At 56.8% G+C, this 23,859-nt stretch carries 29 protein-coding genes; 15 read left to right on the top strand and 14 right to left on the bottom strand.

From position 1 onward, the window contains the following. Positions 1 to 3 precede the first annotated feature (3 nt). The 3 genes from G512_RS0109000 to G512_RS0108990 all read left to right on the top strand — a co-directional run bounded on the left by G512_RS0109000 (position 4) and on the right by G512_RS0108990 (position 2,486). A complete protein-coding gene (locus G512_RS0109000; RefSeq protein WP_036489160.1) occupies positions 4 to 603 on the top strand; it encodes a DsbE family thiol:disulfide interchange protein in 600 nt (199 codons plus the stop codon). A gap of 109 nt (positions 604 to 712) precedes the next feature. Continuing rightward, entirely contained in the window at positions 713 to 1,465 is a 753-nt protein-coding gene (locus tag G512_RS20495) for a DUF1223 domain-containing protein (RefSeq protein WP_051269157.1), read from the top strand. Between the two features lie 133 nt (positions 1,466 to 1,598). Then, a complete protein-coding gene (locus G512_RS0108990) occupies positions 1,599 to 2,486 on the top strand; it encodes a cation diffusion facilitator family transporter (RefSeq protein WP_028481436.1) in 888 nt (295 codons plus the stop codon). A 116-nt stretch (positions 2,487 to 2,602) separates the two neighbouring features. Here G512_RS0108990 and G512_RS0108985 read toward each other — a convergent pair whose 3' ends face one another. From G512_RS0108985 to G512_RS0108975, 3 genes are all read right to left on the bottom strand, one after another. After that, complete coding sequence (locus G512_RS0108985) at positions 2,603 to 3,922, bottom strand: ammonium transporter (RefSeq protein ID WP_028481435.1); 1,320 nt, start codon at positions 3,920 to 3,922, stop codon at positions 2,603 to 2,605. Positions 3,923 to 3,948: 26 nt separating this feature from the next. Beyond that, on the bottom strand, positions 3,949 to 4,287 hold the full coding sequence (locus G512_RS0108980) for a P-II family nitrogen regulator (protein WP_028481434.1): 339 nt from the start codon (positions 4,285 to 4,287) through the stop codon (positions 3,949 to 3,951). A gap of 336 nt (positions 4,288 to 4,623) precedes the next feature. Next, positions 4,624 to 5,172 (bottom strand): DUF924 family protein, encoded by a 549-nt coding sequence (locus G512_RS0108975; RefSeq protein WP_028481433.1) that lies wholly within the window; start codon positions 5,170 to 5,172, stop codon positions 4,624 to 4,626. Positions 5,173 to 5,299: 127 nt separating this feature from the next. Here G512_RS0108975 and G512_RS0108970 point away from each other — a divergent pair, with 127 nt between their 5' ends. Continuing rightward, the gene (locus tag G512_RS0108970) at positions 5,300 to 5,527 is read left to right on the top strand and encodes a sulfurtransferase TusA family protein (protein WP_028481432.1); all 228 of its coding nucleotides are present in this window, start codon (positions 5,300 to 5,302) and stop codon (positions 5,525 to 5,527) included. A 6-nt stretch (positions 5,528 to 5,533) separates the two neighbouring features. Here the strand turns inward: G512_RS0108970 and G512_RS0108965 are convergent, their stop codons facing one another. Next, the gene (locus G512_RS0108965) at positions 5,534 to 5,824 is read right to left on the bottom strand and encodes a 4a-hydroxytetrahydrobiopterin dehydratase (protein WP_051269156.1); all 291 of its coding nucleotides are present in this window, start codon (positions 5,822 to 5,824) and stop codon (positions 5,534 to 5,536) included. Positions 5,825 to 6,124: 300 nt separating this feature from the next. On the opposite strand from G512_RS0108965, the gene G512_RS0108955 reads away from it, so the two are divergent. Beyond that, positions 6,125 to 6,598, top strand: coding sequence for a low molecular weight protein-tyrosine-phosphatase (locus G512_RS0108955; protein ID WP_028481430.1), 474 nt, complete (start codon positions 6,125 to 6,127; stop codon positions 6,596 to 6,598). 10 nt (positions 6,599 to 6,608) lie between these two features. On the opposite strand, the gene G512_RS20490 is transcribed toward G512_RS0108955, so the two are convergent. After that, on the bottom strand, positions 6,609 to 7,430 hold the full coding sequence (locus G512_RS20490; protein WP_143181354.1) for a phosphatase PAP2 family protein: 822 nt from the start codon (positions 7,428 to 7,430) through the stop codon (positions 6,609 to 6,611). A gap of 132 nt (positions 7,431 to 7,562) precedes the next feature. Between G512_RS20490 and G512_RS0108945 the strand changes: the two genes are divergently transcribed. Together G512_RS0108945 and G512_RS0108940 are read left to right on the top strand one after the other, a co-directional pair. Further along, the gene (locus G512_RS0108945; RefSeq protein WP_028481429.1) at positions 7,563 to 8,165 is read left to right on the top strand and encodes a 2-hydroxychromene-2-carboxylate isomerase; all 603 of its coding nucleotides are present in this window, start codon (positions 7,563 to 7,565) and stop codon (positions 8,163 to 8,165) included. A gap of 90 nt (positions 8,166 to 8,255) precedes the next feature. Next, the gene (locus G512_RS0108940) at positions 8,256 to 9,293 is read left to right on the top strand and encodes an AEC family transporter (protein ID WP_208974982.1); all 1,038 of its coding nucleotides are present in this window, start codon (positions 8,256 to 8,258) and stop codon (positions 9,291 to 9,293) included. A gap of 4 nt (positions 9,294 to 9,297) precedes the next feature. Here G512_RS0108940 and gluQRS read toward each other — a convergent pair whose 3' ends face one another. Further along, the gene (gluQRS, locus tag G512_RS0108935) at positions 9,298 to 10,155 is read right to left on the bottom strand and encodes a tRNA glutamyl-Q(34) synthetase GluQRS (protein ID WP_028481427.1); all 858 of its coding nucleotides are present in this window, start codon (positions 10,153 to 10,155) and stop codon (positions 9,298 to 9,300) included. A gap of 81 nt (positions 10,156 to 10,236) precedes the next feature. Here gluQRS and G512_RS0108930 point away from each other — a divergent pair, with 81 nt between their 5' ends. Next, entirely contained in the window at positions 10,237 to 10,878 is a 642-nt protein-coding gene (locus G512_RS0108930; RefSeq protein ID WP_028481426.1) for a DNA-3-methyladenine glycosylase family protein, read from the top strand. 16 nt (positions 10,879 to 10,894) lie between these two features. Further along, positions 10,895 to 11,557 (top strand): alpha/beta hydrolase, encoded by a 663-nt coding sequence (locus tag G512_RS0108925; protein ID WP_051269154.1) that lies wholly within the window; start codon positions 10,895 to 10,897, stop codon positions 11,555 to 11,557. Here G512_RS0108925 and G512_RS0108920 read toward each other — a convergent pair. Continuing rightward, positions 11,554 to 12,459 carry a polyprenyl synthetase family protein gene (locus G512_RS0108920; protein ID WP_028481424.1) on the bottom strand — a complete coding sequence of 302 codons (906 nt, stop codon included), beginning with the start codon at positions 12,457 to 12,459 and terminating at the stop codon, positions 11,554 to 11,556. The two genes, G512_RS0108925 and G512_RS0108920, sit on opposite strands and share 4 nt — an antisense overlap. Positions 12,460 to 12,640: 181 nt before the next feature. Between G512_RS0108920 and G512_RS0108915 the strand changes: the two genes are divergently transcribed. Further along, entirely contained in the window at positions 12,641 to 13,888 is a 1,248-nt protein-coding gene (locus tag G512_RS0108915) for an SAM-dependent methyltransferase (protein WP_028481423.1), read from the top strand. A gap of 76 nt (positions 13,889 to 13,964) precedes the next feature. Here G512_RS0108915 and G512_RS0108910 read toward each other — a convergent pair whose 3' ends face one another. After that, positions 13,965 to 14,486, bottom strand: coding sequence for a carboxymuconolactone decarboxylase family protein (locus tag G512_RS0108910; protein ID WP_028481422.1), 522 nt, complete (start codon positions 14,484 to 14,486; stop codon positions 13,965 to 13,967). A 93-nt stretch (positions 14,487 to 14,579) separates the two neighbouring features. Beyond that, a complete protein-coding gene (locus G512_RS0108905) occupies positions 14,580 to 15,131 on the bottom strand; it encodes a peroxiredoxin (protein WP_028481421.1) in 552 nt (183 codons plus the stop codon). A gap of 249 nt (positions 15,132 to 15,380) precedes the next feature. Between G512_RS0108905 and G512_RS20485 the strand changes: the two genes are divergently transcribed. The 3 genes from G512_RS20485 (at position 15,381) to rpmF (ending at position 17,343) form a co-directional block, all read left to right on the top strand. Continuing rightward, complete coding sequence (locus G512_RS20485; protein ID WP_051269153.1) at positions 15,381 to 16,307, top strand: hydrogen peroxide-inducible genes activator; 927 nt, start codon at positions 15,381 to 15,383, stop codon at positions 16,305 to 16,307. Then, positions 16,304 to 17,020, top strand: a complete 717-nt coding sequence (mtgA, locus tag G512_RS20480) for a monofunctional biosynthetic peptidoglycan transglycosylase (RefSeq protein WP_036489156.1) — start codon at positions 16,304 to 16,306, stop codon at positions 17,018 to 17,020. The genes G512_RS20485 and mtgA overlap by 4 nt, the downstream gene beginning before the upstream one ends. 137 nt (positions 17,021 to 17,157) lie before the next feature. Continuing rightward, the gene (rpmF, locus tag G512_RS0108890; RefSeq protein WP_028481420.1) at positions 17,158 to 17,343 is read left to right on the top strand and encodes a 50S ribosomal protein L32; all 186 of its coding nucleotides are present in this window, start codon (positions 17,158 to 17,160) and stop codon (positions 17,341 to 17,343) included. A gap of 142 nt (positions 17,344 to 17,485) precedes the next feature. On the opposite strand, the gene phbB is transcribed toward rpmF, so the two are convergent. Beyond that, complete coding sequence (gene phbB / locus G512_RS0108885; RefSeq protein WP_028481419.1) at positions 17,486 to 18,214, bottom strand: acetoacetyl-CoA reductase; 729 nt, start codon at positions 18,212 to 18,214, stop codon at positions 17,486 to 17,488. Positions 18,215 to 18,326: 112 nt separating this feature from the next. Continuing rightward, positions 18,327 to 19,511, bottom strand: a complete 1,185-nt coding sequence (locus tag G512_RS0108880) for an acetyl-CoA C-acetyltransferase (RefSeq protein ID WP_028481418.1) — start codon at positions 19,509 to 19,511, stop codon at positions 18,327 to 18,329. 289 nt (positions 19,512 to 19,800) lie between these two features. On the opposite strand from G512_RS0108880, the gene phaR reads away from it, so the two are divergent. Beyond that, complete coding sequence (phaR, locus tag G512_RS0108875; RefSeq protein ID WP_028481417.1) at positions 19,801 to 20,412, top strand: polyhydroxyalkanoate synthesis repressor PhaR; 612 nt, start codon at positions 19,801 to 19,803, stop codon at positions 20,410 to 20,412. 128 nt (positions 20,413 to 20,540) lie between these two features. Here the strand turns inward: phaR and G512_RS0108870 are convergent, their stop codons facing one another. After that, positions 20,541 to 20,975, bottom strand: a complete 435-nt coding sequence (locus tag G512_RS0108870) for a GlcG/HbpS family heme-binding protein (RefSeq protein WP_028481416.1) — start codon at positions 20,973 to 20,975, stop codon at positions 20,541 to 20,543. Positions 20,976 to 21,091: 116 nt separating this feature from the next. Here G512_RS0108870 and ggt point away from each other — a divergent pair, with 116 nt between their 5' ends. Next, entirely contained in the window at positions 21,092 to 22,687 is a 1,596-nt protein-coding gene (gene ggt / locus G512_RS0108865) for a gamma-glutamyltransferase (protein ID WP_028481415.1), read from the top strand. Between the two features lie 20 nt (positions 22,688 to 22,707). Here the strand turns inward: ggt and G512_RS22060 are convergent, their stop codons facing one another. Beyond that, positions 22,708 to 23,088 (bottom strand): hypothetical protein, encoded by a 381-nt coding sequence (locus G512_RS22060; RefSeq protein ID WP_051269151.1) that lies wholly within the window; start codon positions 23,086 to 23,088, stop codon positions 22,708 to 22,710. A gap of 208 nt (positions 23,089 to 23,296) precedes the next feature. Next, entirely contained in the window at positions 23,297 to 23,845 is a 549-nt protein-coding gene (locus tag G512_RS0108855; RefSeq protein ID WP_028481414.1) for an IMPACT family protein, read from the bottom strand. Between the last annotated feature and the right edge of the window lie 14 nt (positions 23,846 to 23,859).

The raw sequence follows: 23,859 nt of genomic DNA, 5'->3' as shown, positions 1-23,859 counted from the left end.
CTTGTGAGCGATAACTCGCAGACGGAAAAACCGCAGGGGCGGCGTCTCTCCCCGTTTGTGCTGCTGCCCGTAATCGTTTTTGGCGCGTTGGCGCTGTTGTTCTTCTATCAGTTGGTATCCGGCAACGATCCGCAGAAGCTGCCGTCAGCACTGATCAACAAACCGGCACCGCAATTCGACCTGCCGCCGGTAAGCGGTCTGACCCGAGAAGGTGAGCCAGTGCCGGGTTTCAAGACCGAGGATCTCAAAGGTCAGGTCTCCGTGGTGAACGTGTTCGCTTCGTGGTGCGCACCCTGTCGTGCAGAACACCCGTTCCTCATGGAGCTTTCCAAGGATGATCGGTTTCAGATCGCCGGCTTGAATTACAAGGACAGCGACCCGAAAGCCCTGCGGTTTCTGGAGGATCTTGGCAATCCTTATGACCGGGTTGGGGTAGATAGCGGACGTATTGGAATCGAGTGGGGCGTCTATGGTGTACCTGAGACCTTCATCGTCGATGCCAAGGGACAAATCCGCTATAAATTCGTGGGGCCGTTGAGCGCTGACAGCTATCAGAATGTGTTTTTGCCCGAACTGGAAAAAATCCTCACCACTCCTCGGTGATCCCGTGAAGGGAGACGAGCCAGTTTCTCACTGTTATGTGACTGTCAGTTTAACTGGGATAGGGCTAGGTTGCTCTGCATTACCAAAAGATGCGGACTGAAACTTGAAGATGATCCTGACTTCGACACGACGGTGGCTGGTTGCAAGCCTTGTGATTGCATCGTGGGCCATATCTGGCCCGGTGCGGGCGCAAGAGGCGCCCATTACAGCGGTGGTGGAACTGTTCACCAGTCAGGGGTGCTCGTCTTGTCCGCCCGCAGATGCGCTGTTGTCGGAGTTGGCGGACCGCCCCGGCATTCTGGCGCTGGCGTTTCACGTGGACTATTGGGACTACCTTGGCTGGGAAGACACGTTTGCCTCGCCAACCAACAGCAAACGTCAGCGTCTTTATGCGGAAAGCCACGGCGAGCGCAGCGTTTATACGCCGCAAATGATCGTCAACGGCACAAGTGGGCTTGTGGGCAGCGACCGAACAGCGGTTGAAGCCGAACTGGAAGCGGCCAACCGTTTTCCGTTGGATGTAGAAACAACCGTAGAGAACGGCATGCTGAAAGTGCATGTCGCTGGTGATGGCACTCGTGGCAACGACATGGCGAGCGTGTATGTGCTTCAAGTCAGCGAGCAGGCGCAGGTAGCCATCAAACGCGGTGAAAACGCCGGTACAACACGCGACTTTCGCAATATCGTACGCGACATCATGCCGATTGGCGTGTGGGATGGGGGCAGCCAGAGCTACAAATTGCCATTGTCCGATGTGGAGGGGCCTGATGTCGAGCGGCTGGTTGTGCTGGTGCAGACGATGAATGACGGCAAACCTGCGGCGCTGCTTGGTGCCGCAACGTGCAGCTTGCTCGGCCTTTGATCTGATCCGAAAAACGAACGCTTTGTTACCGGTTTCGACCTCGGTACCTTGATATACCTGCCAAACCTGCTAGGCATGCTCGAAACTGCCCAGGGTGGCGGCGGTTGATCGGTGTTCAGACGGATCGGAAATCATGACTGAAAGTATGCGGTTTGCGCTTGGCAGCATTGTTGTCGGCTTGATCGTGTTGGCAACCAAGTATGCCGCGTACCTCTATACAGGCTCGATCGCCTTTTATTCCGATGCGCTGGAATCCATCATCAACGTTGCCTCGGCCATGGCGGCGGCTGGTGCGCTGCATCTGGCCCGCAAACCGGCAGATCACAATCATCCCTACGGCCATACCAAGGTGGAGTATTTCGCCGCCGTGTTGGAAGGGGTGCTGATTGTCCTGGCGGCCGTTACCATTTTGCGCCAAGCCTATTTCAGCCTGATTGAAGGGCCGGAAATTGAGTTCACTCTCTTGGGGGTTGTGCTGAACGGGGCCGCGTCCATCGTCAATTGCGTATGGGCCGTGGCCTTGATGCGGGTGGGACGCAAGCATCGTTCGCCGGCCTTGGTGGCGGACGGCAAGCACTTGATGACCGATGTTTACACCTCTGTTGGGGTGATCGTGGGTGTGGGCGCCGCCTATGTGACCGGCTGGATGATCCTTGATCCACTGCTGGCCATCGTCGTTGCCATCAACATTTTGTGGTCGGGTTGGCATCTGGTGCGCGAGTCCATTGGGGGGTTGATGGATGAAGCTGCGCCGGAGGAAGAACAGGAACTGCTGCGGGCCTTGATTTCCCAGCACGGGGATGGGGCAATTGAAGCCCATGATCTGCGCACGCGCCATTCCGGTCATGTGACTTTCGTGGACTTCCATCTGGTTGTGCCCGCGGACATGAGCGTGCGCGATGCCCACGAAATTTGTGACAGGATCGAGGAAGGCATTGGCCAGAAGTTGCCGGGCGCGAGGGTGACGATTCACGTGGAACCGGAAAACCATGCCAAGCACTCGGGCATTGTGGTGTTGTGATCCCGGCCGGTTTGCCGATGCCTCTCAAAAGAGTTTGAAACAAGAAAACCCCGGTGGAGGCCACCGGGGTTTTGCGTTTTTCAGGAAGGTGATTGTTTTGGAGTATTAATGGGTGCTCAGAGACGCTGTGAGCCTTGGCCGAATTCCGGATAGGCTTCGACGCCAATTTCGACCTTGTCCAGTCCCATTGCTTCTTCTTCTTCGCCGACACGGATGCCAACGGTTGCCTTGAGTGCAAACCAGACGATGCCGGAGGCAACGAGGGTGAACGCACCGTAGGCAACAACACCAAGCGCCTGTGTGCCGTAGGACGCGGCATCATTGGACAGCGGCACGATGAGGGTGCCCCAGATGCCCGCGATCAGGTGAACCGGAATAGCGCCAACCACGTCGTCGATCTTCAGCTTGTCCAGCATCGGAACGGTGAAGACAACCAGTGCGCCGCCGATACCACCAATGATGATGGACTGGAGCACAGTGGGGGCCAGCGGTTCAGCGGTGATGGACACGAGGCCGGCCAGCGCGCCGTTCAGGGCCATGGTGACGTCGACCTTCTTGTAGAGGATCTGCGTCAGGATGACGGCGACGATGACACCACCTGCTGCGGCCATGTTGGTGTTGGCAAAGATGCGCGAGATGTCGGTGACATCGCCGATGGTACCCATCGCAAGCTGGGAAGCGCCGTTGAAGCCGAACCAGCCAAGCCACAAAATGAAGGTGCCGAGCGTTGCCAGCGGCATGGAAGAACCGGGCATGACATGCACCTGACCGTCTGCACCATATTTGCCTTTACGGACACCGAGGATCAGCGCGCCGGCCAGCGCAGCCCAGCCGCCGACGGAGTGAACGAGGGTGGAGCCGGCAAAATCGGAGAAGCCAGCTTCAGACAACCAGCCGCCACCCCACTGCCAGGAGCCGGCGATTGGGTAGATGAAGCCGGTCAGCACGACAACGAAGGCAAGGAACGGCCACAGCTTGATGCGCTCGGCAAGCGTGCCGGACACGATCGACGCAGCGGTTGCCACAAACACCATTTGGAAGAACCAGTCCGAGGCGGTGGAGTAGCCGGTGTCGAGGGCGTCGCCGCCGACCGGATCAAAGGAGTACGGACCGAAAGAGCCGATAAAGCCACCATCAACGCCGTTGTACATGAGGTTGTAGCCGGTGACCCAGAACATCAGGCCTGCAATGGAATACAGGGAGATGTTTTTCAGGCACTGCATGGACACGTTCTTGGAACGAACAAGACCGGCTTCGAGCATGGCAAAGCCCGCTGCCATCCACATGACCAGAAAGCCGCCAATGAGAAACAGCAGGGTGTTGAAGATGTACTGGGTCTCGGGCGAGACCGGCGGGGTTTCCTTAGCCAGAGCCGGAGCGGCGGTCAGCGCGATCGCCGCTACGCAGAGGCCGGAAAGCTGTGAAAGACGTTTCATTTTCTTAAGTTCCCCTCGATTTTTGATTAGATGGCGTCAGCGTCGGCTTCGCCGGTACGGATGCGAACGACCTGATCAATGCTGTAAACAAAGATCTTGCCGTCGCCGATTTGACCGGTCTTGGCGGCGTTGGAGATCACCTCGACCGCCTTGTCGGCCATGTCCGCATCTACGGCGACTTCGATCTTGAGTTTTGGAAGGAAGCTCACGGCGTATTCCGTGCCGCGATAGATTTCCGTGTGGCCCTTCTGCCGGCCGTAGCCTTTGACTTCGGTGACGGTGAGGCCTTGAATTCCGACGCTTGTGAGGGCATCGCGCACCTCGTCAAGCTTGAACGGCTTTATGATCGCCATGACTATCTTCATATGCAGCTCCCGCTCTGCTGTTGACCAATCGGGAAAGTGTTCCCTGCTGTTCCCCGCTTCCCTGATGCTCCGGAACTGACAGCGCTCAGTTCAGGAGCAGCAAGGTTGCGTTCGGTCTACTACATACAAGGAGTGTGCCAACTGGATTTTCTGGCGGATTTCTGCGGTTTTTCGCGCCGAAAGAACACCTAAAAAACAATTAAAAACAGTGTATTAGGGGAGAAGACTGGGCCTTTGGGTGCAGCCAGTGGCCGTGGTTTGGGCGGGTAAAAGGCTTGATAAAAAAATAGGCAGGCACAAAAAACAGGCCTGCCTAAAAAGTATGCAAATATGGGATCAGGCGCTGAAGCCGCCTTCATCAAGGAAGCGTTGTTCCTCTGGTGTCGTGGCCCGGCCGAGCACGGCATTGCGGTGCGGGAAGCGGCCAAATCGGCGGATCACGTCCATATGAACCAGGGCCCAGTGATAGCCGTCCTGATCGCCCCAGCGTCGAAACGCATCGACAGCCAGTGTTTGGTCCTCCATGTTTTCCGAATGCTCAAAGGGCAGAAAGAAAAACAGGCGGTGTTCTGGACCATAGGCAAGGAACTGGCGGGCCTCATATGCGCTCCGTGCAACGTCCAGGGCTTTGGTGTCGAATTTATAGCTGTCGGCAGAGCCGCGAAATAGGTTTCGTGGGAACTGGTCGAGCAGCAGCAGCAAGGCCAGGGAGCCGTGCGGTGTCGCTTGCCAGGGATCATAGTCCCCGCGTCCGGCGGCCTCTACGTCCGAAACGAAGCGCTCGCGGATGGCTTCGTCAAAATTGGGGCCGCCTCCAAACCAGTTCTTGCGTCCGGCCTTCCACCAGAAATCCAGCAGTTCAAGTGCTTTGTGCAGTTCGGCCATTGTGTTTTGGTCCCCTGTTCGTCAGTGAATGCGACGGATCATGGCATGGATACGCTGTTGCGTCGCTGCGAAACGATGGTAAGAGCGTATCTTGAATTGTCGATGGGCGTTACTTGGGGTTGCCGGGATGGAATTTAAACAGCTGGACCTGAAGGGGCTGAACTGCCCGCTGCCGGTGATGAAAACCCGGCGTGCGCTGGGCAGAATGGCACCGGGTGAGCACCTGGAGGTGTGGGCGACTGATCCCATGTCGCAGATCGACATCCCTCACATGTGCAATCAGGATGGGCACCGGCTTCTGGAAACGGTGAGCGACGCCGACTGTCTCGTGTTCCGGATCGTTCGCGGCACGTAAGCCGGCTCAGCGTGGCAGCTTTTCAATGGATGTTGCCAGCCGGATATCACGCGTGGTGATTGCATTCACGTCATGGCTGCTCAGCGAAATCTGCAGCTTGTTGTAGCTGTTTGACCAATCCGGATGGTGATTTTGCTTTTCGGCAAGCAGCGCGACCTGTGACATGAAACCGAAAGCTCTGACGAAGCTTTTGAATTCAAATGACTTTTTTATGCTCGGTTCATCAGGGAAGTGGTGCCAGCCTTCCAGTTTGCCGAGCGCGTCGTCGATCTCGTCGCGGCTAAGTATGTCAGACATGGATTTTTCCTCACAGCCTTGTGTTCGATATATTACCGCGCTGTGCGGTTGTGACCTAGAAAGCGCGTATATTGAAAGCAATGATAAGAATAAAGGAAACCCCATAATGTCCAACACGTGGATTGCGTTTTCGCTTCTGCCCGCCATCAGCCTTGTTGTGGTGACACTCGGGTTGAGCATGGCGGTGGCATAATCACCATCACGTAAATGGCCTGGATGGGGCACTCATGGGTTTTGCAGCCGTGGCAATCCCGGTTATGGTCGGCCCCAGCATAATGACGAGACCTGCGAGACCCATCCATGCCCGACAAGACCCGTGTTCTTTTCGTTTGCCTTGGCAATATATGCCGCTCGCCGCTGGCAGAAGGCCTTTTCCTTCATCATCTTCAAACCGCGAATTTGCTTGATGCCTACGATGCGGACTCCGCAGGCACCGGTGCGTGGCATGTTGGCAATCCGCCGGATCCGCGCAGCATCGCTGTTGCGGCGGTCAATGGTGTCGACATTACCCAGCAGCGGGCACAACAGGTGGAAGATGTTCATTTCAGCGAGTTCGACTATCTTGTCGGCATGGATCACAGCAACGTGGCCCGCTTGAAGCGTTTGGCGCCAGCCGGCAGTGTCGCGACCGTTCGAATGCTTTTCGAGCACAGCGGTCAGGACGTGCCGGATCCCTATTTTGGTGAAAATGACGGTTTCCAACGGGTTTTTGATATGGTGTTCAAAGGCACCAAGGACCTGCTGGATGAGCTTGAAAGCAAGCGCAAACGCTGAACGCCCGACGCTATCGAAACTTTTGTGAGAATGAACGCAGTTGGCGGGTGCCGAGTGTGCTCACGTCCCATACCCGCTGCTGCAGCCAGAGGCCGGCAGAAGTAAACGCATTGTCCAGCACGTCCGGCTGCGCCCACCGGGGGGTATGACGGTATAACAGGCTATACATCAGCCAGATCACCAGGAACGTGATTCCCCAGCTCAGCAACGTGTCCGACAGGAAGTGGCCGCCAAACGCCACACGGTTGATGGAGAACACGAGACCGGCCGTGAGGGTGAGACCGGCAACGGGCAGCCGCCACGCCTTGGGCAGCAAGAATGCAAGCGCTGTGATCCAGAGGGCCACCGAGGCTTCGCCAGAGACGAAAGAGCAATTTGCGCCGCAATGGGGCGAGGTTTCCCAAACACCGATAAAAGGAAACGAGCCGCCAAACTCTTCAATGTTGCGCGGTCGGGGACGCCCGATGTTGTCCTTCAAGATCATGTTGACGACGATGCCCGGCCCGATGATCAGGGTTGAGAGCAGAAAAATCGGCGCTCTGAGATCGACAATGGCCTTGAGGCGGGGCAGCAGCAGCTTGAGCAACAAAACCGCTACGGAAAGGATGGCAATCCATGCGATGATGTACTTGTTCAGATAACGTATTTCATTCCAAAACACGCTCTGTGTCGCTGGAAAGACACCACTTTCATTGTAGAATTGATGGCTGGCCCAAATATCTACTGTGGGGTAGATGAGGAAGAATGCAGATATCCCTATAATATATACTAGGGATAAACACACCGGGCTTTTAAAAAGGAGCCCTGTGATGTCTATAAATGTACGCTTCACTCTATTGCCCCCATAGCGAGCGCTGAATACGATGAACTGTATACCTGAAACACGATAACCGTAGCAATACTATACAATCGATAAATGAAGTATTGATAAAACTTTAATGACGACCGACCCGGAGTTGCGCGGATGCCGAAACTGTCCTTCTGGTATGACTTTGCCTCGACATACAGTTACCTCAGTGCCATGCGTATTGAAACGCTTGCGGCTGATCGAGGCATTCGCATTGAATGGCATCCTTTTCTTCTGGGGCCAATCTTTAAAAAACAAGGGTGGGACACCTCGCCGTTCAATCTGAATCGCGCCAAGGGCGCCTATATGTGGCGCGACATGGAGCGCCAATGCGTGAGCCTTGGTTTGCCTTTTGTGCGACCGATTCCGTTTCCTCAAAACAGCCTGCCTGCCGCACGAATTGCCTATCATGGTCGACGCGAAACGTGGATAGGGGCATTTACCCGCGCTGTTTATCACATGCAATTTGCACTTGGCGAGGACATATCCAATCCTGAATTGTTGGCAGCGCTGCTGCTTGAGTTGGGTGCGCCAGCAAAGGACATCATGCACGACATCGAAAGTGCCGAGGTCAAGATCGGGTTAAGGGCCGAAGTGGCGGAAGCGGAGCGCCTTGGTATTTTCGGCGCTCCCAGCTTTGTGACCGAGCATGGTGAGCTTTTCTGGGGGAATGACCGGCTCGATGAAGCGCTGGATGCGGCGTTCATGCGTGTGGGGTGAGCGCCCTCTTGCGTTTTCCTGACAGGAGTTAGGGCGTAGGCAAGGCCTTGCGCTTCACAGGGCAGCTGGGCTAAGTCGAGGGCTGCACGAATGAGCGATTTTGCCCTCGGCCATGACGGAATTTCAGGTCGCTTCTGCGCCGTCACCTCAGTTCGCGAGACCCGTATGCTACAGCAGACGATGCAGCTTGTGCTGCCGATCTTCATTATCATTGGCCTCGGTTATGCGTGCGCCTCTTTCAAGCTGTTGAAAGACGGGGTTGGCCCTGCGCTCGGCTCGTTTTGCATCACCATTCTGGTTCCGACACTGATTTTCCGCACGTTGAGTGCCGCGGATCTGGGGGATGTGTCACCTTGGCCGTTGTGGGCGGCCTACTATTCTGCGCTGTTTGCCGTCTACATGACTGCTGCCATTCTGGTGCGCTGGGCCTTCAAACGCGAGGCACGTGCTGCCGTAGTCGCCGGGCTCACCTCCGGCTTCGGTAATACCGGCCTTATTGGCATACCCTTGATTACCTCAATCTTCGGCACACAAGGACTGGTGCCATTATCCCTGCTGATCGCGCTGCACTTGCCGTTTGTTACCATATTGTCGGTGACATTGATGTCACGGGCGGTGGTTATTGATGGCTATGAAGAAGCGCGGCCCATAAGGGAAGTGCTGGTGTCCGTTGCCCGCAGCTTGCTGACCAATCCCATCATTATCGGCATCCTCGCCGGGATAGCTGTCAATCTATCGGGTCTGCCCCTGCCGGGTGTCGTGAACACGGTGTTGGCTTCTTTGGCAAATGCAGCAACGCCAGCCGCCTTGTTTGCGGTTGGAATGGGGCTTGTGGATTATGGCATTCGCGGGACGCTGAAAATTGCGGGCGTGCTGAGTGTCCTGAAGATTATCTTGTTGCCGCTGCTTGTGTTTTTGTTCACCACACAGTTGGTGTCGCTGCCGCCGCTTTGGGTTGCCGTTGCCACGATTGCAGCAGCGTGTCCCACGGGCATCAACGCCTATTTGCTGGCGGTGCAGTTCGGGACCGGGCATGCCATGTCCTCAAATGCCATCACCATCACCACGTTTTCAGCCATCTTCACTGTGAGCGGTTGGCTCGCTTTCCTGCAGTGGATGGGTTACTGAGCGCTCAGGAAAAGCCTAACCGGCGGCGGACTTCGCGAGCGCTCATGCCGTCCGCCCGCAAGTCGCGTAGTGACGTATCCCGCGCCGACTTGGACAGTTTCTTACCCTCGTCATTCAGCACCAGTCCATGGTGATGATAACAAGGTGGGGTGAGGCTCAACAAATGTTGCAATATGCGGTGTACGCTGGTGGCGTAAAACAGATCCTGCCCACGCACCACATGGGTAATGCCTTGCAAGGCATCATCAACGACGACGGACAGGTGATAGCTTGTAGGCGTGTCTTTGCGGGCCAGGATCACATCACCCCAACTTGTTCCATCAACAGCAACCTCGGCGGTTTCTCCGGCAGGCCCGTTTCCGGCTTCCTGCCAAATCATCGGTGTATTGATCAAGGCGAGTGCTTTGGTCATGTCAAGCCGCCAGGCATGCGGGGTATCGGGTGCTGCGGTTTCCTGCGGCCCGCCGGGATAAAGGGGCGCGCCGTCCGGGTCGCGCGGCCATTGGGTGCCTTGCACGGACTCTGCAGCTTCAATGGCCTTGCGGATTTGGGATCGCGTCATAAAGGCGCGATACAGAACGCCAAGTTCTTTCAGCTTCTCCAACTGTTTCTTGTAGTACTCAAAGTGTTCGGATTGGCGGCGTACAGGCTGTTCCCACTGCAGACCAAGCCATTCCAGATCATTCAAGGCGTCGTGGCAGAGTTGGTCCGTACAGCGGACTGTGTCTATGTCTTCAATGCGAACGAGGAAGCGACCGCCGCACTCGTGGGCCATTTGGGCGTTCAACAAAGCAGAATAGGCATGCCCCAGATGAAGGTGGCCATTGGGCGAAGGGGCAAAACGAAAGACGGGCGCGCTCATCCGGCGTATAATCTCGTATCGTGATTGTGCAGTTTTGGCTGGCGAGTGTAGTGAACTGCCAAGAGCCTGCAAGGGGGCGTTGTGAGACCTATTGAAACGGAAGCGGATATTCAACGAGAGCTGGAAGGTCTGTTGGCGCTGGATCCACGGTTGGAACCCGTGCTGGCGGTTGCAGGCGCGGTGCCGTTGCGGCGCCGCGCGGCGGATTTGCGTGGGCTGAGCGATATCGTCGTGGCCCAGCTTATCTCAGTGAGTGCAGGAGCGGCCATTACAAAGCGTCTGGAAGCGCTTGTTGATCCCTTCACACCTGAAGTGCTGTTGAGCAAGAGCGATGAGGAGTTGCGCGGTGTGGGCCTTTCTCGCGCCAAGGTGAACACGCTGCGTGAGATCGCGCGTCATATGGAGGGCGGGCTGGAACTCGACGCATTGGCGGCCCGGCCGGCGCTCGAAGCCCATGAGCGTCTTTGCCAGATCAAGGGAATTGGACGGTGGAGTGCCGACATCTTCCTGCTATTCTGTGCGGGCCATCCGGATGTATTTCCGTCGGGAGATGTGGCGCTGCAGAACGCCGTCGCTGATGGGTTTGCGCTAAGTGTCAGGCCCAAGGGGCGGGAACTGGATGATATCGCGGCGCAGTGGGCGCCGCACCGGGGAACGGCCGCGCGGTTATGGTGGTCCTATTATAAAGCGCGCAGGGAAGGCCGTGAAACCCTGCCGGTGTGAGACGGGAGTAGGTGCGATGGGTCACGAGGCGATCCGACAACCGGCGCAGTCCGGGCAGGCGCGTAGTCTTGTGGTGCTGCTACATGGCTATGGTGCGGATGCCTCTGACCTGATGGGGCTGGCGGATGATTTGAAGCTTACCCTGCCGGACACCGCATTTGTGGGTATTGAAGCGCCGCAGGTTTGTGATGTCTGGGCTGCCGGGCGGCAGTGGTTCCCGCTCAGCGAGCGCAATCCAAAGGAATATCGGTTGGGGGTCGAGACCGCGGCGCCGTTTCTGGAGCAGGCCCTGACCGCGGAGATCAACCATGCAGGCGTTGTGTCGTCGCAGGTGGCTCTCTTCGGGTTTTCACAGGGCGCCATGATGGCGCTGCATGTGGGGCTTTGCGGTGAGCGGAAATGGGCCGGGGTTATGGCGTATTCCGGTGCGTTGGCCTCACCGTGTCCACTGGATCCGAACGGTCACAAACCGCCGGTCCTGCTGGTTCATGGAACGGAAGATGATGTGGTGCCGTTCTGGAACCTGTCGGTGGCCCAGTCGGCACTGGAAAATGCCGAGGTGCCGGTGGTGGCACAGGCGATCCCGGATTTGGGGCATGGCATCAGCGTACGCGGCATTGAACTGGCGCGTACGTTTCTCATGGACGTGCTGGGTTACGTGGCTGACCCGTGTGACTAGTTGGAGCGAGCTGCCACGAACTTGGCCAGAGCCGTCAAATTATCGGCCTTGTCTTCAAAGGGCGCCAGCAGTGACAGGGCTTCCTCAATAAGACCTGCAAGGATTTTGCGAGCCTTGTCTTCGCCCATGAGGCCAAGCAGGGTGGCCTTGCCCTTGTCTGCGTCCTTGCCCGTGGCCTTGCCAACCACTTCGGCATCACCGCAGGCATCAAGCAGGTCATCGGCCAGCTGGAAGGCGTAGCCAATGATTTCGCCAAAGCGCGTCAGCGTTTCAACGGTTTGGGGGGAAGCCTGCGCAAGGATCGCACCGGAGCGGCAGGCATAGCGAATGAGCGCGCCCGTCTTCAAGGATTGCAGCAGGCGGATTTCATCTTCCGTTCTTGCGCGATGTTCGGATTCCAGATCCATCATCTGACCGCCGGCCATGCCGCCCACGCCGGCTGCCCGTGCCAGCTCCTGCGACAAGGTAAGGCGGACCTGCGTGCTGTCAGAGACTTCGGGCCGGGCAATCAAGTCAAATGCCAGCGTAAGCAGGCTGTCTCCCGCCAGAATGGCAGTGGCCTCATCAAAGGCGATGTGAGTCGTCGGGCGACCGCGGCGCAGTTCGTCGTCATCCATCGCGGGCAGGTCGTCGTGGACCAGTGAATAACAATGGATGCATTCAAGCGCTGCAGCAGCAACGAGAACTCCATCGTCCGTGCGACCCAGGAGACGGGCGCTTTCAATCATCAGTGCAGGGCGCAGGCGTTTTCCGCCCGCCAGCGCGGCATATCGCATGGCTTCCACGAGGCGCGCCGGGCGGGGCCCTTCTCCAGCTTGCGATGTTGGGCTCAACACCTCCTGAAGTGTGCCCTCAACGCGCTCAACTGTTTGGGCGATGAGACTGCGTGCCGTGTCACTCACTTAAAATTCCCCCATTCCTTGCTCTTGGCCGATGGCATGCCTTGCTGTGACCTGAAAACTGATCGCGGTCAAGGCACGAGACGTCGTGTCGCCCCTTAAAATTAGGCGGCTGCTTCTTACGGGAGTTGCGAAATTTGGCCATTACAATACTCTTGGATGTGGAATACTTGGGAAGGAAGTCATGCGCGCTCTAGCCAGAATGCTTGAGCCCTTTCTCGAGAAGGGCCGTCTCACCATCATTGATGCACAGAATACACGGTATGAATTGGGTGGTCGTGCGCCAGGGCCCGAAGCCGTGATCCGGTTCCATGACAGATGGCTGCCGATGAAACTCATGTGGGATCCGGAGCTGAAAGGCGCCGAAGCCTATATGGATGGGCGCTTGACCCTGGAAGAAGGAACGCACGTCAACGATCTGGTCAGCGTGTTCACGGTCAACCGCGGGCCGTTGAATGCCACGCCGCTGCAGAAGATGCTGTGGTCTTTCAAGGAAGGACACACGCGCAAGAAACAGCGCCTCAACCTGCATCGCAACAAGGCTCAGGTGCGTCATCACTATGATCTGAACACAGATCTGTACCGTCTGTTTCTCGATGACGGGCTGAATTATTCCTGCGCGTACTATCGCTCGCCTGAAGATACGCTGGAACAGGCGCAGGCGGCAAAACTGGATCACCTGATCGCCAAGCTGGACCTGAAACCGGGCATGGAGGTGCTGGAAATTGGCGGCGGCTGGGGATCATTGGCGATCCGCATTGCGCAAGCCGGAGCCAAGGTGAAGGTGCTGAATGTGTCGCCGGAGCAGATCAAGATTGCCGAACAAAGGGTGGCGGCGCTGGGCCTTCAAAACAGCGTGGAGTTCATATGCAAGGACTACAACGAGTTTCACGGCCAGTTTGACCGCATAATTTCCGTTGGCATGATGGAGCATGTGGGGATCGGGAACTTCGAGGCCTACTTTGCCAAGGTCAAGGAGTGTCTGACCCCAACGGGCTACGCCGTGATTCATTCCATCGGCCGCTACACGCCACCAGGCACGACCGGGCCGTTCCTGCTGAAGTACATATTCCCCGGAGGCTATGTGCCGGCATTGTCGGAGGTGTTTGCGGCCACCGAGAAACAGGACCTTTGGGTGTGCGACGCGGAAATCCTGCGCTTGCACTACTACTACACCTTGCGGGATTGGCGTCGTCGGTTCGAAGCCAACTGGGACAAGGCCAAGGCGCTGTATGACGAGCGCTTCTGCCGCATGTGGCAACTGTATCTGGGGGCATGTGAAGTCGGGTTTCGGGAAGGCAGCACCATGGTGGTGCAGCTTCTGGTCTCGCGTGAGCGCGATGCTGTTCCCATCATTCGCGACTTCATTACGGATAACGAGCGCCAGATGCAGGCAATCGAGAGTGACAGCAATCGGTCTCAATCCGCCTGACGACCATAAACCATAAACCCGAAGAGGTGGGGTGCCTCTTCGGGTCCGTGCGGGCATCAACGCTTGGGAGGCGCTGTTATTCGGATGCTTCCAAGGCAATGGCGGCGGACTGGATGATGGCGGCAAACCGCACGGCGGTCTGGATCATCTCTGCTGTCATGCCTTCCTTGCGCAGGATCGCTTCGTGACTGTCGATGCACATGCCACAGCCGTTGATGGCGGAAACAGCCAGCGACCACAGTTCGAAGTCGGCCTTGTCCACGCCGGGCTTGCCAATGACGTTCATGCGGAGCTTGGCCGGCATGGTGCCGTACTGCTCGTTGGACGACAGGTGCACGAAACGGTAGTAGATGTTGTTCATGCCCATGATGCTGGCAGCAGCCTTTGCGGCCGTCAGCGCCTCCGCAGACAGGTGCGGTGTCGCTTCAGCAATCATGGCGTCTTTCACGGTCTTGTTGCGCGAAGCAATGCCGCAAGCAACCATAAGGCCATACTTCTGCTGTGCAGTCAGGCTCTCGTCCGAGGCCATGCTGCCCAGGTTTAGGCGGATATCCTTCGCGAAATCACCGAGGGCGGATTTGAGGCTATCAATGGACATGGGAAATACTCTGCAATGTTTGAAACGCCGCAAACGGGGCGGGGCCGGGAAGGCCGCCATGGGCGACCCTCCAATTTTCAGTGGCTTATTGCCTTAGGCAGCCAGTGTGTCGCCGCCAACTTCGCGGTTACACGGGCACAGCTCGTCGGTCTGAAGAGCGTCGAGAACGCGCAGGGTGTCCTTCGGGTTACGGCCAACGTTCAGGTTGGTTGCGTAAACGTGCTGGATGGTGTTCTCGTTGTCGACAACGAAGGTGTAGCGGTAAGCAACGCCTTCTGGTGCGCGAACGCCCAGACCGTCAACCAGCGAACCGTTGGTGTCGGCAAACGACCAGATCGGCAGCTTGTCCAGATCCGGATGATCGCGGCGCCATGCAAGCTTGACGAATTCGTTGTCGGTGGAACCACCCATCACGACAGCGTCGCGGTCTTCGAACTCACCGGCCAGACGGGCAAACTCGGCGATTTCGGTTGGGCAAACAAAGGTGAAGTCCTTTGGGTAGAAGAAGATGACCTTCCACTTGCCTTCAAAGCTCTTGTCCGTGATCGGTTCGAAGGCGGACTCACCGTTTTCTTCGTGCTTGTTGAAGCCTGGCTTAACACCGGTTACAGAAAATTCTGGAAGCTTATCGCCAATACCGAGCATGGTAGTCTCCTAAACTGGAATGGGTCACCGTTCGGTTGTGACCATTGGAAAATCTTTCTTGCTGCGCTGCACCGCGCTGCAAACACCGTTTTTATGCGCCACCCTGCCTGTTCGGTCAAAACGATAATAACGAACATTGCTATCGATTTATTCGATAGTTCATGTCAGAATGGATATAAATCGCAGAAACCTGCCATTTTTAGAATCGTTCTGAACAAGACCTGAAATTATGTGACAAGCTGACGCACGATGTTACCCACACTCAGACAACTCCAATACTTCAAGGCACTGGCCGATAATCTGTCCTTTTCCAAAGCGGCACAGGCCTGTCACATCACCCAGTCCACGCTCTCCGCGTCGATTCGCCAGCTCGAAGATATTCTGGGATGCGAGTTGGTGGACCGATCCGGTCGGACGCTGGTGCTGACAGAGGCGGGTGAGACTGTTCTTGAGCGGGCCTGCGAGTTGTTGCGGGATGCGGAAGATCTTGTAAATGGCACTCAAACGGATGATCAGCCGCTCAATGGGCGGTTTCGTCTAGGGGTGATTCCCTCGGTTGCGCCCTATCTTCTGCCCCGTTTCTTGCCGAGCCTGCGTGCCCAGTATCCGCGTCTGAAACTGTTTTTGCGAGAGGATTTGACGCGCAATCTGGTTGCAGGTCTCAAGGAGGGGCGTGTAGATGCAGCGTTAATTGCCCTTCCTTATAATACAGAGGGCTTTGAAAAGATTGTCGTTGGAAAGGATGAGCTGTTGCTGGCCGTTCCAAGAAACCATGATTTGGCACAGCTGCCGAAAATTCCGCTCGATCAGATGCAGGATGAGACGCTTCTCCTGCTGGAAGACGGCCATTGCCTGCGCGATCATGCCTTGTCGGCTACCGGTGGGCGCTTGAGCCTTGGGGGTGAGGATTTTCAGGCCACATCCATGACAACTTTGATTCAGATGGTGGATAACGGATTGGGGCTGACCCTGGTTCCGGCGCTGGCTGCCAAGGCCGGTGTCACGGCAGGTACCAGCCTTGAGTTATTGCACTTGGACAGCCCAACCGCTTACCGGGATATTGGACTGATTTGGCGTAAAAAATCGGCTTTTGACACGAATGCTCGGGTGTTGGGAGAGGCTTTGGCCGCTTTCCTGGCCAACAATGGCGCGCGACAAGGTCAGGAGGAGGCGTGACACTAACTCGTTCTGCACGGCGGAAACGGCGCAAAGGTGGGCGCATACGGCGATTTGTGCTGTGGGGTCTAGCCTTTGTTCTTTTAGCACCGGTTGTATTGACTGTCCTTTATTCGGTGGTTCCGCCGATTTCCACCTTGATGGTGAGCCGCTACGTGACATTGCAACCGGTGGCCCGCACCTATGTGCCACTTGAGGCTATCTCGGAACACTTGCAGCGCGCTGTTGTGGTGTCCGAGGACAGTCTCTACTGCGAGCATGGCGGCGTGGATTGGCAGGCCATGCACAAGCAGGTCGAATCGCTTCTGGAAGGGGAGCGGGCCCGTGGGGCCAGCACCATCCCCATGCAGACGGCAAAGAATCTGTTTCTCTGGAATGGGCGCAATTATCTGCGCAAGGCCATGGAAACCCCGCTGGCAATCATGCTTGATGCCATGCTGACAAAGCGCCGGCTTCTGGAAATCTATTTGAACATTGTGGAATGGGGAGATGGCATTTTTGGTGCCGAAGCTGCTGCACAGGCGTATTTCGGGAAATCAGCCAAGGATTTGACCCGGCGCGAGGCTGCATTGCTGGCTACAGCACTGCCGAATCCGATTTTACGTAATCCGGCGCGTCCGGGGGCTGGACATCAGCGCCTTGCCAGTATAAATCAGCAGCGAATGAAAGTGGCCGGGGACGTCATCGCATGCACGTCCGCCGAGCGTCAGTGATGTGAAATTTATTTCGCGCAGGCACTGGCGTTCCGGTGAAATTGCCTGTATAACGCCCGCCATTCTGACACTTTTGTGTTTCGCACGTTGAGGCTACGCGCCCCGGCGCGTGACTGTTGACGAAAGAGAGAGCTACGATGGCAGTTCCTAAGAGAAAAGTTTCGCGCATGAAGCGCGGCTTTCGCCGTTCTGCGGACGCCCTGAACCAGCCGACATACGTGGAAGACAAGGATTCGGGCGAACTGCGTCGTCCGCACCATGTCGACCTGAAAACCGGCATGTATCGGGGTCGTCAGGTACTTCAGCCTAAGGACGACGTCTAAGACTGAAGCGCGAACCGCGATAAGGTAAAGATTGGCCGTTTCCGAAAGGAAGCGGCCTTTTCTTTTTGGGCTTCGACCAAAGGCACCAAAAAAGGCCGCCTGATATCAAGCGGCCCTTGTATTCTCTTCGGATGCGATCCGCTTAGCCGTTTGCAATGTACTGGGCGCCATTGATGGTCAGGACGGCACCGGTCATGAAGGCAGCTTCCGGCGATGTTAGATACCGAACCAGCCCGGCGATCTCCTCTGCCTTGCCAAGGCGCCCTACGGGGATTTGGCCGATGATGCCTTCCAGGACTTTTTCAGGAACTGCAGCAACCATATCAGTATCGATATAGCCCGGGCAGATGCAATTGACGGTAACGCCCTTGCGCGCGGTTTCCTGAGCCAGAGCTTTTGTAAAGCCGATGACGCCTGCCTTGGCGGCTGAATAGTTGGTTTGGCCCATCTGGCCTTTCTGACCGTTGATGGACGAAATATTGATGATGCGACCGGAACTGCGGGCGCGCATGCTCTCGATGACAGGTTTGGTCATGGTGAACATGGAATCCAGATTGGTGCGCAAAACAGCTGACCAATCATCATAGGTCATCTTGTGGAACCAGCCGTCGCGGGTGATCCCTGCATTGTTGACGAGAACTTCGATGTCGCCCAATTCCTCGCTGACCTGCTGTACGCCCTTTTCACAGGCTTCAGGGTCAGATACGTCCCACTTGAACACGTTGATCCCGGTTTCAGCGCTGAACGCCTCCGCCTTTTCCACATTACCAGCATAGGTAGCCGCTACTGTGTAGCCAGCTTCTTTCAGGCCTTTCGAGATCGCCGAGCCAATTCCACGTGTGCCGCCAGTTACAATTGCAACTTGTCCCATCAACGCATCCCCAAACGTTCATTGAAATTTTTAAAGTACCGTAGAGTACAAACGCATAATGGCGGAACCTATGCTGTTCCGCCATTAGTTATTGGTATGGCTTTATCGATTATCAAATGCGTTCAACGCACATAGCAACACCCATTCCTCCGCCGATGCAAAGTGTTGCAAGTCCTTTGCTGGCTTCAGATCTTTTCATTTCGTGCAAAAGAGTTACAAGAATTCTTGCACCTGACGCGCCGATGGGATGGCCTATTGCAATGGCTCCGCCATTTACATTGACTTTCTCAGGGTCAAGGTCGAGCCCGATGTTGACGGAGCAGGCCTGCGCGGCGAACGCTTCGTTGGCTTCCACCAGATCCAGATCCTCAACGGTCCAGCCGGCCTTTTCCAAGGCCTTCTTGGAGGCCGGGATTGGGCCGGTGCCCATAACGGCCGGGTCGACACCCGCGGTGGCCCATGATGCGATGCGGGCCAGTGGTTTGATGCCCCGCTTTTCTGCAGCTTCTGCTGTCATGAGCACCAGTGCAGCGGCACCATCGTTCAGGCCTGACGCGTTGGCCGCCGTAACAGTGCCGTCTTTTGCAAACGCCGGACGCAGCTTCTGCATGCCTTCCAGTGTGGCTCCGTGGCGGATGTACTCATCGTCTTCCACGATACGCTCGCTCTTGCGTTCCTTCACGGTGATGGGTGTGATTTCTTCCTTGAACTTGCCCGCTTTTTGCGCTGCTTCGGCCTTGTTCTGGGATTTTACCGCGAACTCGTCCTGTTGCTCGCGGGTGATCTGGAATTTCTCGGCAACGTTTTCGGCAGTCTGGCCCATGTGGTAACCGTGGAATGCATCCCACAGACCGTCCTTGATCATGGTGTCGATCATCTTGTAGTCGCCCATCTTCACGCCGGCGCGCAGGTGTTGGCAGTGGGGGGCAAGGGTCATGTTTTCCTGACCGCCCGCAACAATGATATCCGCATCGCCGGACTGGATTTGTTGCATGCCCATGGCGACCGTGCGCAAACCGGATCCGCACACTTGGTTGACCACCAGTGCGGTGGAGCTTTCCGGAAGACCGGCGTTGATCGCAGCCTGCCGGGCCGGGTTCTGGCCCTGTCCTGCGGTCAGGACCTGCCCGAAAATGACCTCGTTGACCTCATCCGGTGTGACACCAGCACGCTTCAGAGCCGACTGGATGACGGCTGTCCCCAGATCGTGCGCTGGCACGGTGGCGAAAGAACCACCAAAAGAACCGACCGGCGAGCGGGTCGCGCTCACGATGACCACATCATTTGGATTGCTCATGACAATACCCATACTTCAAAAGGTGAAAAGAGCAGCGCGCACGCTCATTACATGACAGGTTGAAGGTGCGGCTAATGAGAAACACCTAAGGATGATACCTAGAGTAATCCGTGTTTTTCCAGCGCAAATCCGTCAATTTCCTTTCGACTATAGTGCACCACGGAAAACGGTAGCGCTCGCAGGGGTAGTTGACGTACTCTATTGTTTTGAGGGAACACTTGCCATTTCATCAGGCATTTAAAAGAAAAATAGCTGGTGGTCTCGCCAGCTCCGGAGCGCGGTATTACAGATGGCCAAAACAGACGAGCCGACCATCATCAAGAAATACGCCAATCGGCGTCTCTACAACACGGGCACCAGTACATACGTGACACTTGAAGACCTTGCCGTGATGGTGAAGGACGAAGAGGACTTCGTGGTTTATGATGCCAAGACGGGGGATGATATTACCCGGTCGGTGCTGACCCAGATCATTTTCGAGCAAGAGAGCAAGGGGCAAAACTTGCTACCGATCGCGTTCTTGCGTCAGCTCATCCGCTTTTACGGTGACAGCATGCAAACGCTTGTACCCAGTTACCTGGAGTACAGCATGTCGTCTTTGACACAGGAACAGGACAAGCTGCGCCAGCACATGACGCAGGCATTCGGCTCATCAGCGTTGGAGGCCATTGAGGAACAGACCAAGCGCAACATGGAAATGTTTGAACGTGCCATGCGCATGTTCTCGCCGTTTGATCCAAGCGGGAATCCGTTTGCCGGCCCGCACGCGCACAAACCGGAGAGCGGGACAGCAACGCGGGAGCCGGCTTCAGATCATGCCAACAAGGATATGGATGACCTGAAGCAGCAGTTGGCCGATATGCAAAAGCAAATTGCTGCGCTGGCGGAAACGAAAAAGTAGCTCCCGTCGTCAATACGTGTGCATGGCACGCTGTCGTCCCTCTAAACGGCAGCGGCCCCGACACGGCGTCCGGCTGACAGGTCCGCGGCTGGCGTGCGTCGAAGCGAAAACGTGGCAGGCGTCACGGCTTAGCCCACGTCCGCTGAAAGGCCGGCCGCTTCAATCCCAGCAACAGCACAGAGTTCGTCGTTTTCCGAGGTGTCACCCGTGATGCCAACGGCACCCATGACCGTGCCGTCTTCCGGGTTGCGGATCAGTACGCCACCTGGAACGGGGACAATGTTGCCATCCGAAAGGCCGTTCAGGGCTTGAACGAAGTGTGGCCGGCTTTGGGCGTTTTCGTTCAGCCAGCGGGAGCCAACACCCAAGGCAACGGCGCCATAGGCCTTGCCCATGGCGATTTGCGGGCGCATGAAGGATGCGCCATCTTCCCGTTCCAGAGCGATCAGGTGACCGCCGTCGTCCAGAACCGCAACCGTAAGCGGCTTGAATGCGCTGTTGCGCCCCTTTTCCATAGCCTTGGTTATGATGGTGCGAGCTTGGGCCAGACCGAGATTGCTCATGGGGTTTCCTCTTAAACTATTGTCTTGTATCCCCCTGCTTAACACCAATAAGTAGTTATGAGTAGTCTGGGCGCAGAAAAACAACAGCTGCTCTGATTGGCAGCAGGGGGACAAGCGTGTTCAGAGACTTTCAAGCGCCGGGACGATCGGCGGTTTATGCGCCTCGCGCCATGGCGGCGACCTCGCATCCTTTGGCGACGCAGGCGGCACTTGAGCTGTTGCGTGATGGAGGGACCGCGGCCGATGCTGCGGTGGCTGCGGTTGCGGTGCTCAGCGTGGTTGAGCCGCACATGACGGGGATCGGCGGCGACTGCTTTGCCATTGTAGCCAAACCTGATGGCACTCTTTCAGGCCTGAACGCGTCAGGGCGAGCCGCGGCGGGCGCTTCTGCAGCCAAGCTGCGAGCACAAGGGCTGTCCAGCATTGCCACCGACAGCGTTCATGCTGTGACTGTGCCCGGCGCATTGCGCGGTTGGGAAGCGCTGCTCGGCGAGCATGGACATTTCGGCTTCGACCGTGTCTTGGCGCGTGCGATTGACTATGCGGACCGCGGATTTGCGGTGTCGCCGCGAACGGCCTTTGACTGGCGGGACAAGGTGGCGTTTCTGGAGCGAGACGAAGGGTCCGCTCGGTTCTACCTGAAAGATGGCAAGGCCCCCGGTCCGGGGGATGTAATGCGGCTACCTGCTTTGGCACAGACCTTGAAAGCCGTGGCTGCGCAAGGGGCTGCAGCTTTCTATCATGGCCCGATTGCTCAGGATATGGTCGCGACCCTTTCTGCCAAGGGCAGTGCGCTGACGCTGGACGATTTTGCCGCCATGGCTCCGCTGCGGGTCACGCCCGTCACCTGCCAGTATGGTGGTATAGAGGTGGCGGAATTGCCGCCGAACGGGCAGGGCATTATTGCACTGGTCATGCTGGAGATCTTGAAACGCTTTGATTTAAAGGCGTTGGATCCATTGAGCGCGGAACGATTTCATCTGGAAATGGAGGCCGCCAAACTTGCCTATTCAGGCCGTGATCGGTTTCTGGCAGATCCTGAACACATGCAGATTTCACCGCAAGAATTTTTACATGAGGACTACATTGACCGGTTGGCTGCGATGATCGACCCTAACCGGGCGTTGCCGCGACAAAGCGAGCAGATGCTCTCCCCGAAATCAGACACGGTATATCTTACGGTTGTGGATGAGGAAGGCATGGCGGTGTCCCTCATCAATTCAATTTATCATGGGTTCGGGTCCGGCATCACAGACCCGGAAACTGGCGTTCTGTTTCAAAACCGGGGCGCCTGTTTTACTCTTGAAGAAGGGCATGTGAATGAACTGGCTGGGGGCAAGCGTCCCATGCACACGATCATTCCGGCGATGGCTCTGAAGGATGGGCAACCGTATCTGTCTTTTGGGGTGATGGGAGGCGGATATCAACCCTGTGGTCATGCCCACGTAATCTCAAATATCTGCGACTTCCAGATGGACGTTCAGGCCGCCATTGATTGTCCGAGACTGTTCATGGACGAAAAGACACTGGCGTTGCGGGCGGAGACTCACGTTCCGGAGAAAACGGTTCAAGGGCTGGTGGCAAGGGGGCATGAGGTGCAGCGCGCGGCCGAGCCTATAGGCGGGGCACAGGCAATTCAGTTTGATCGCCAAACAGGCGGGTTGATTGGCGGGTCGGATCCCCGCAAGGATGGCTGCGCCCTTGGTTACTAAGGGCGCAGAATGGCGCGTCCTCAGGCCATATGGGTGAGGATGCGCCCACAGCCGAAACGGCGGGTTGATTTGAACGTTGCCTTATACGTGGTCGCGGTGGTTTCCGGGTCCGCCCGCCGTTTTTCCCGTGTTTGTGGGTCCTTGTCGCGCACTGCAATCAGGTGGGCGATGAATGGCGCGTTGCTGCGATAGGAGACGATGCGCCCGAGCGTTTCTTCTTCCGGGAAAGTCCGTTCCGTTGGTGCTGTGTCCAATGGTACGAGTTCCCGTTTGCTGCGGGCATAGCGAGGCGGCACTTGACTTTGGCGCTTGGCATTGAGCGGACGTCGTGTGGCGCCGCGGCGCACGGCGGCGCGATCTGGCTGATATTCGGTGCTGGCAGTTGGTCGGGTTACTCGCATACATCCTCCCCGGCACACTGTCCCGAAATGGGTCAGTTAACAGTGCTTTGCCGAAAGCACCGCAAGGCCCATGCCAGCCTTAAGAGTTTCTTAATGATTGCAGAGGCGTTGCCTCATGCAAACTCCAAGGGCAGGGGGATGGTTTTTCGGGGGAGGGAGCTTTGATGGCGTTTTGGGCAGCGCTGCAAATACCGCCCTTGCCTTTCCGCTACAAGGCGTCGATTGTCTCTTCCGGCCCTTCTACCGTCAATACGGCTCCATCTTCGGTGAAGGTACGGTCCAATACCGTTAGGTTGAGGTCGGAGATGCGACGTTCGATTTCAGCGCTTTGAGCGAAGCCTACTGAAATCACTTTGGTTTTCATGGGATGCCACTGTTCCAAATCGGCACAGGAAATCACGGCGTTGGCGGCGCCGGCATAGGCGCGGGCCAACCCGCCTGTGCCCAGCTTGATGCCACCAAAATAGCGCACGACAATGACGCCGCAGTTGATGAGATTGGCTCCGATCATGGCTTTGAGCATCGGCATGCCAGAGGTGCCTGCCGGTTCGCCATCATCCTTGGCACCCTCATCCACGCGCCCTTCATCCAGCATGCGCCGAAAGGCCGTGACATGGTGGTTGGCCTTGCGGTGTTGCTCCCGCAAGGCGGCAAGGCGAGCATCAAATTGATCATAGGGTACGAGGAACGCCAGAAACCGAGATTTCTTCTCTTCCGTGTCCGCCCGAAACTCCTGTGTGATCGTATAAAAGGCCATGTGCTGTTTTGATT

It is taken from the genome of Pseudovibrio exalbescens DSM 16456, assembly GCF_000422785.1.
Lineage (GTDB): Bacteria > Pseudomonadota > Alphaproteobacteria > Rhizobiales > Stappiaceae > Pseudovibrio > Pseudovibrio exalbescens.
Note: the sequence above shows the minus strand (reverse complement) of the source record. Positions and strands in the feature narration are given on the sequence as shown.

Coding starts and splice junctions, on each gene's coding strand:
- G512_RS20495 (WP_051269157.1), top strand. CDS start 713: ATGATCCTGACTTCGACACGACGGTGGCTGGTTGCAAGCCTTGTGATT.
- G512_RS0108990 (WP_028481436.1), top strand. CDS start 1,599: ATGACTGAAAGTATGCGGTTTGCGCTTGGCAGCATTGTTGTCGGCTTG.
- G512_RS0108985 (WP_028481435.1), bottom strand. CDS start 3,922: ATGAAACGTCTTTCACAGCTTTCCGGCCTCTGCGTAGCGGCGATCGCG.
- G512_RS0108980 (WP_028481434.1), bottom strand. CDS start 4,287: ATGAAGATAGTCATGGCGATCATAAAGCCGTTCAAGCTTGACGAGGTG.
- G512_RS0108975 (WP_028481433.1), bottom strand. CDS start 5,172: ATGGCCGAACTGCACAAAGCACTTGAACTGCTGGATTTCTGGTGGAAG.
- G512_RS0108970 (WP_028481432.1), top strand. CDS start 5,300: ATGGAATTTAAACAGCTGGACCTGAAGGGGCTGAACTGCCCGCTGCCG.
- G512_RS0108965 (WP_051269156.1), bottom strand. CDS start 5,824: ATGTCTGACATACTTAGCCGCGACGAGATCGACGACGCGCTCGGCAAA.
- G512_RS0108955 (WP_028481430.1), top strand. CDS start 6,125: ATGCCCGACAAGACCCGTGTTCTTTTCGTTTGCCTTGGCAATATATGC.
- G512_RS0108945 (WP_028481429.1), top strand. CDS start 7,563: ATGCCGAAACTGTCCTTCTGGTATGACTTTGCCTCGACATACAGTTAC.
- G512_RS0108940 (WP_208974982.1), top strand. CDS start 8,256: ATGAGCGATTTTGCCCTCGGCCATGACGGAATTTCAGGTCGCTTCTGC.
- gluQRS (WP_028481427.1), bottom strand. CDS start 10,155: ATGAGCGCGCCCGTCTTTCGTTTTGCCCCTTCGCCCAATGGCCACCTT.
- G512_RS0108925 (WP_051269154.1), top strand. CDS start 10,895: ATGGGTCACGAGGCGATCCGACAACCGGCGCAGTCCGGGCAGGCGCGT.
- G512_RS0108915 (WP_028481423.1), top strand. CDS start 12,641: ATGCGCGCTCTAGCCAGAATGCTTGAGCCCTTTCTCGAGAAGGGCCGT.
- G512_RS0108910 (WP_028481422.1), bottom strand. CDS start 14,486: ATGTCCATTGATAGCCTCAAATCCGCCCTCGGTGATTTCGCGAAGGAT.
- G512_RS0108905 (WP_028481421.1), bottom strand. CDS start 15,131: ATGCTCGGTATTGGCGATAAGCTTCCAGAATTTTCTGTAACCGGTGTT.
- G512_RS20485 (WP_051269153.1), top strand. CDS start 15,381: ATGTTACCCACACTCAGACAACTCCAATACTTCAAGGCACTGGCCGAT.
- rpmF (WP_028481420.1), top strand. CDS start 17,158: ATGGCAGTTCCTAAGAGAAAAGTTTCGCGCATGAAGCGCGGCTTTCGC.
- phbB (WP_028481419.1), bottom strand. CDS start 18,214: ATGGGACAAGTTGCAATTGTAACTGGCGGCACACGTGGAATTGGCTCG.
- G512_RS0108880 (WP_028481418.1), bottom strand. CDS start 19,511: ATGAGCAATCCAAATGATGTGGTCATCGTGAGCGCGACCCGCTCGCCG.
- phaR (WP_028481417.1), top strand. CDS start 19,801: ATGGCCAAAACAGACGAGCCGACCATCATCAAGAAATACGCCAATCGG.
- G512_RS0108870 (WP_028481416.1), bottom strand. CDS start 20,975: ATGAGCAATCTCGGTCTGGCCCAAGCTCGCACCATCATAACCAAGGCT.
- G512_RS22060 (WP_051269151.1), bottom strand. CDS start 23,088: ATGCGAGTAACCCGACCAACTGCCAGCACCGAATATCAGCCAGATCGC.
- G512_RS0108855 (WP_028481414.1), bottom strand. CDS start 23,845: ATGGCCTTTTATACGATCACACAGGAGTTTCGGGCGGACACGGAAGAG.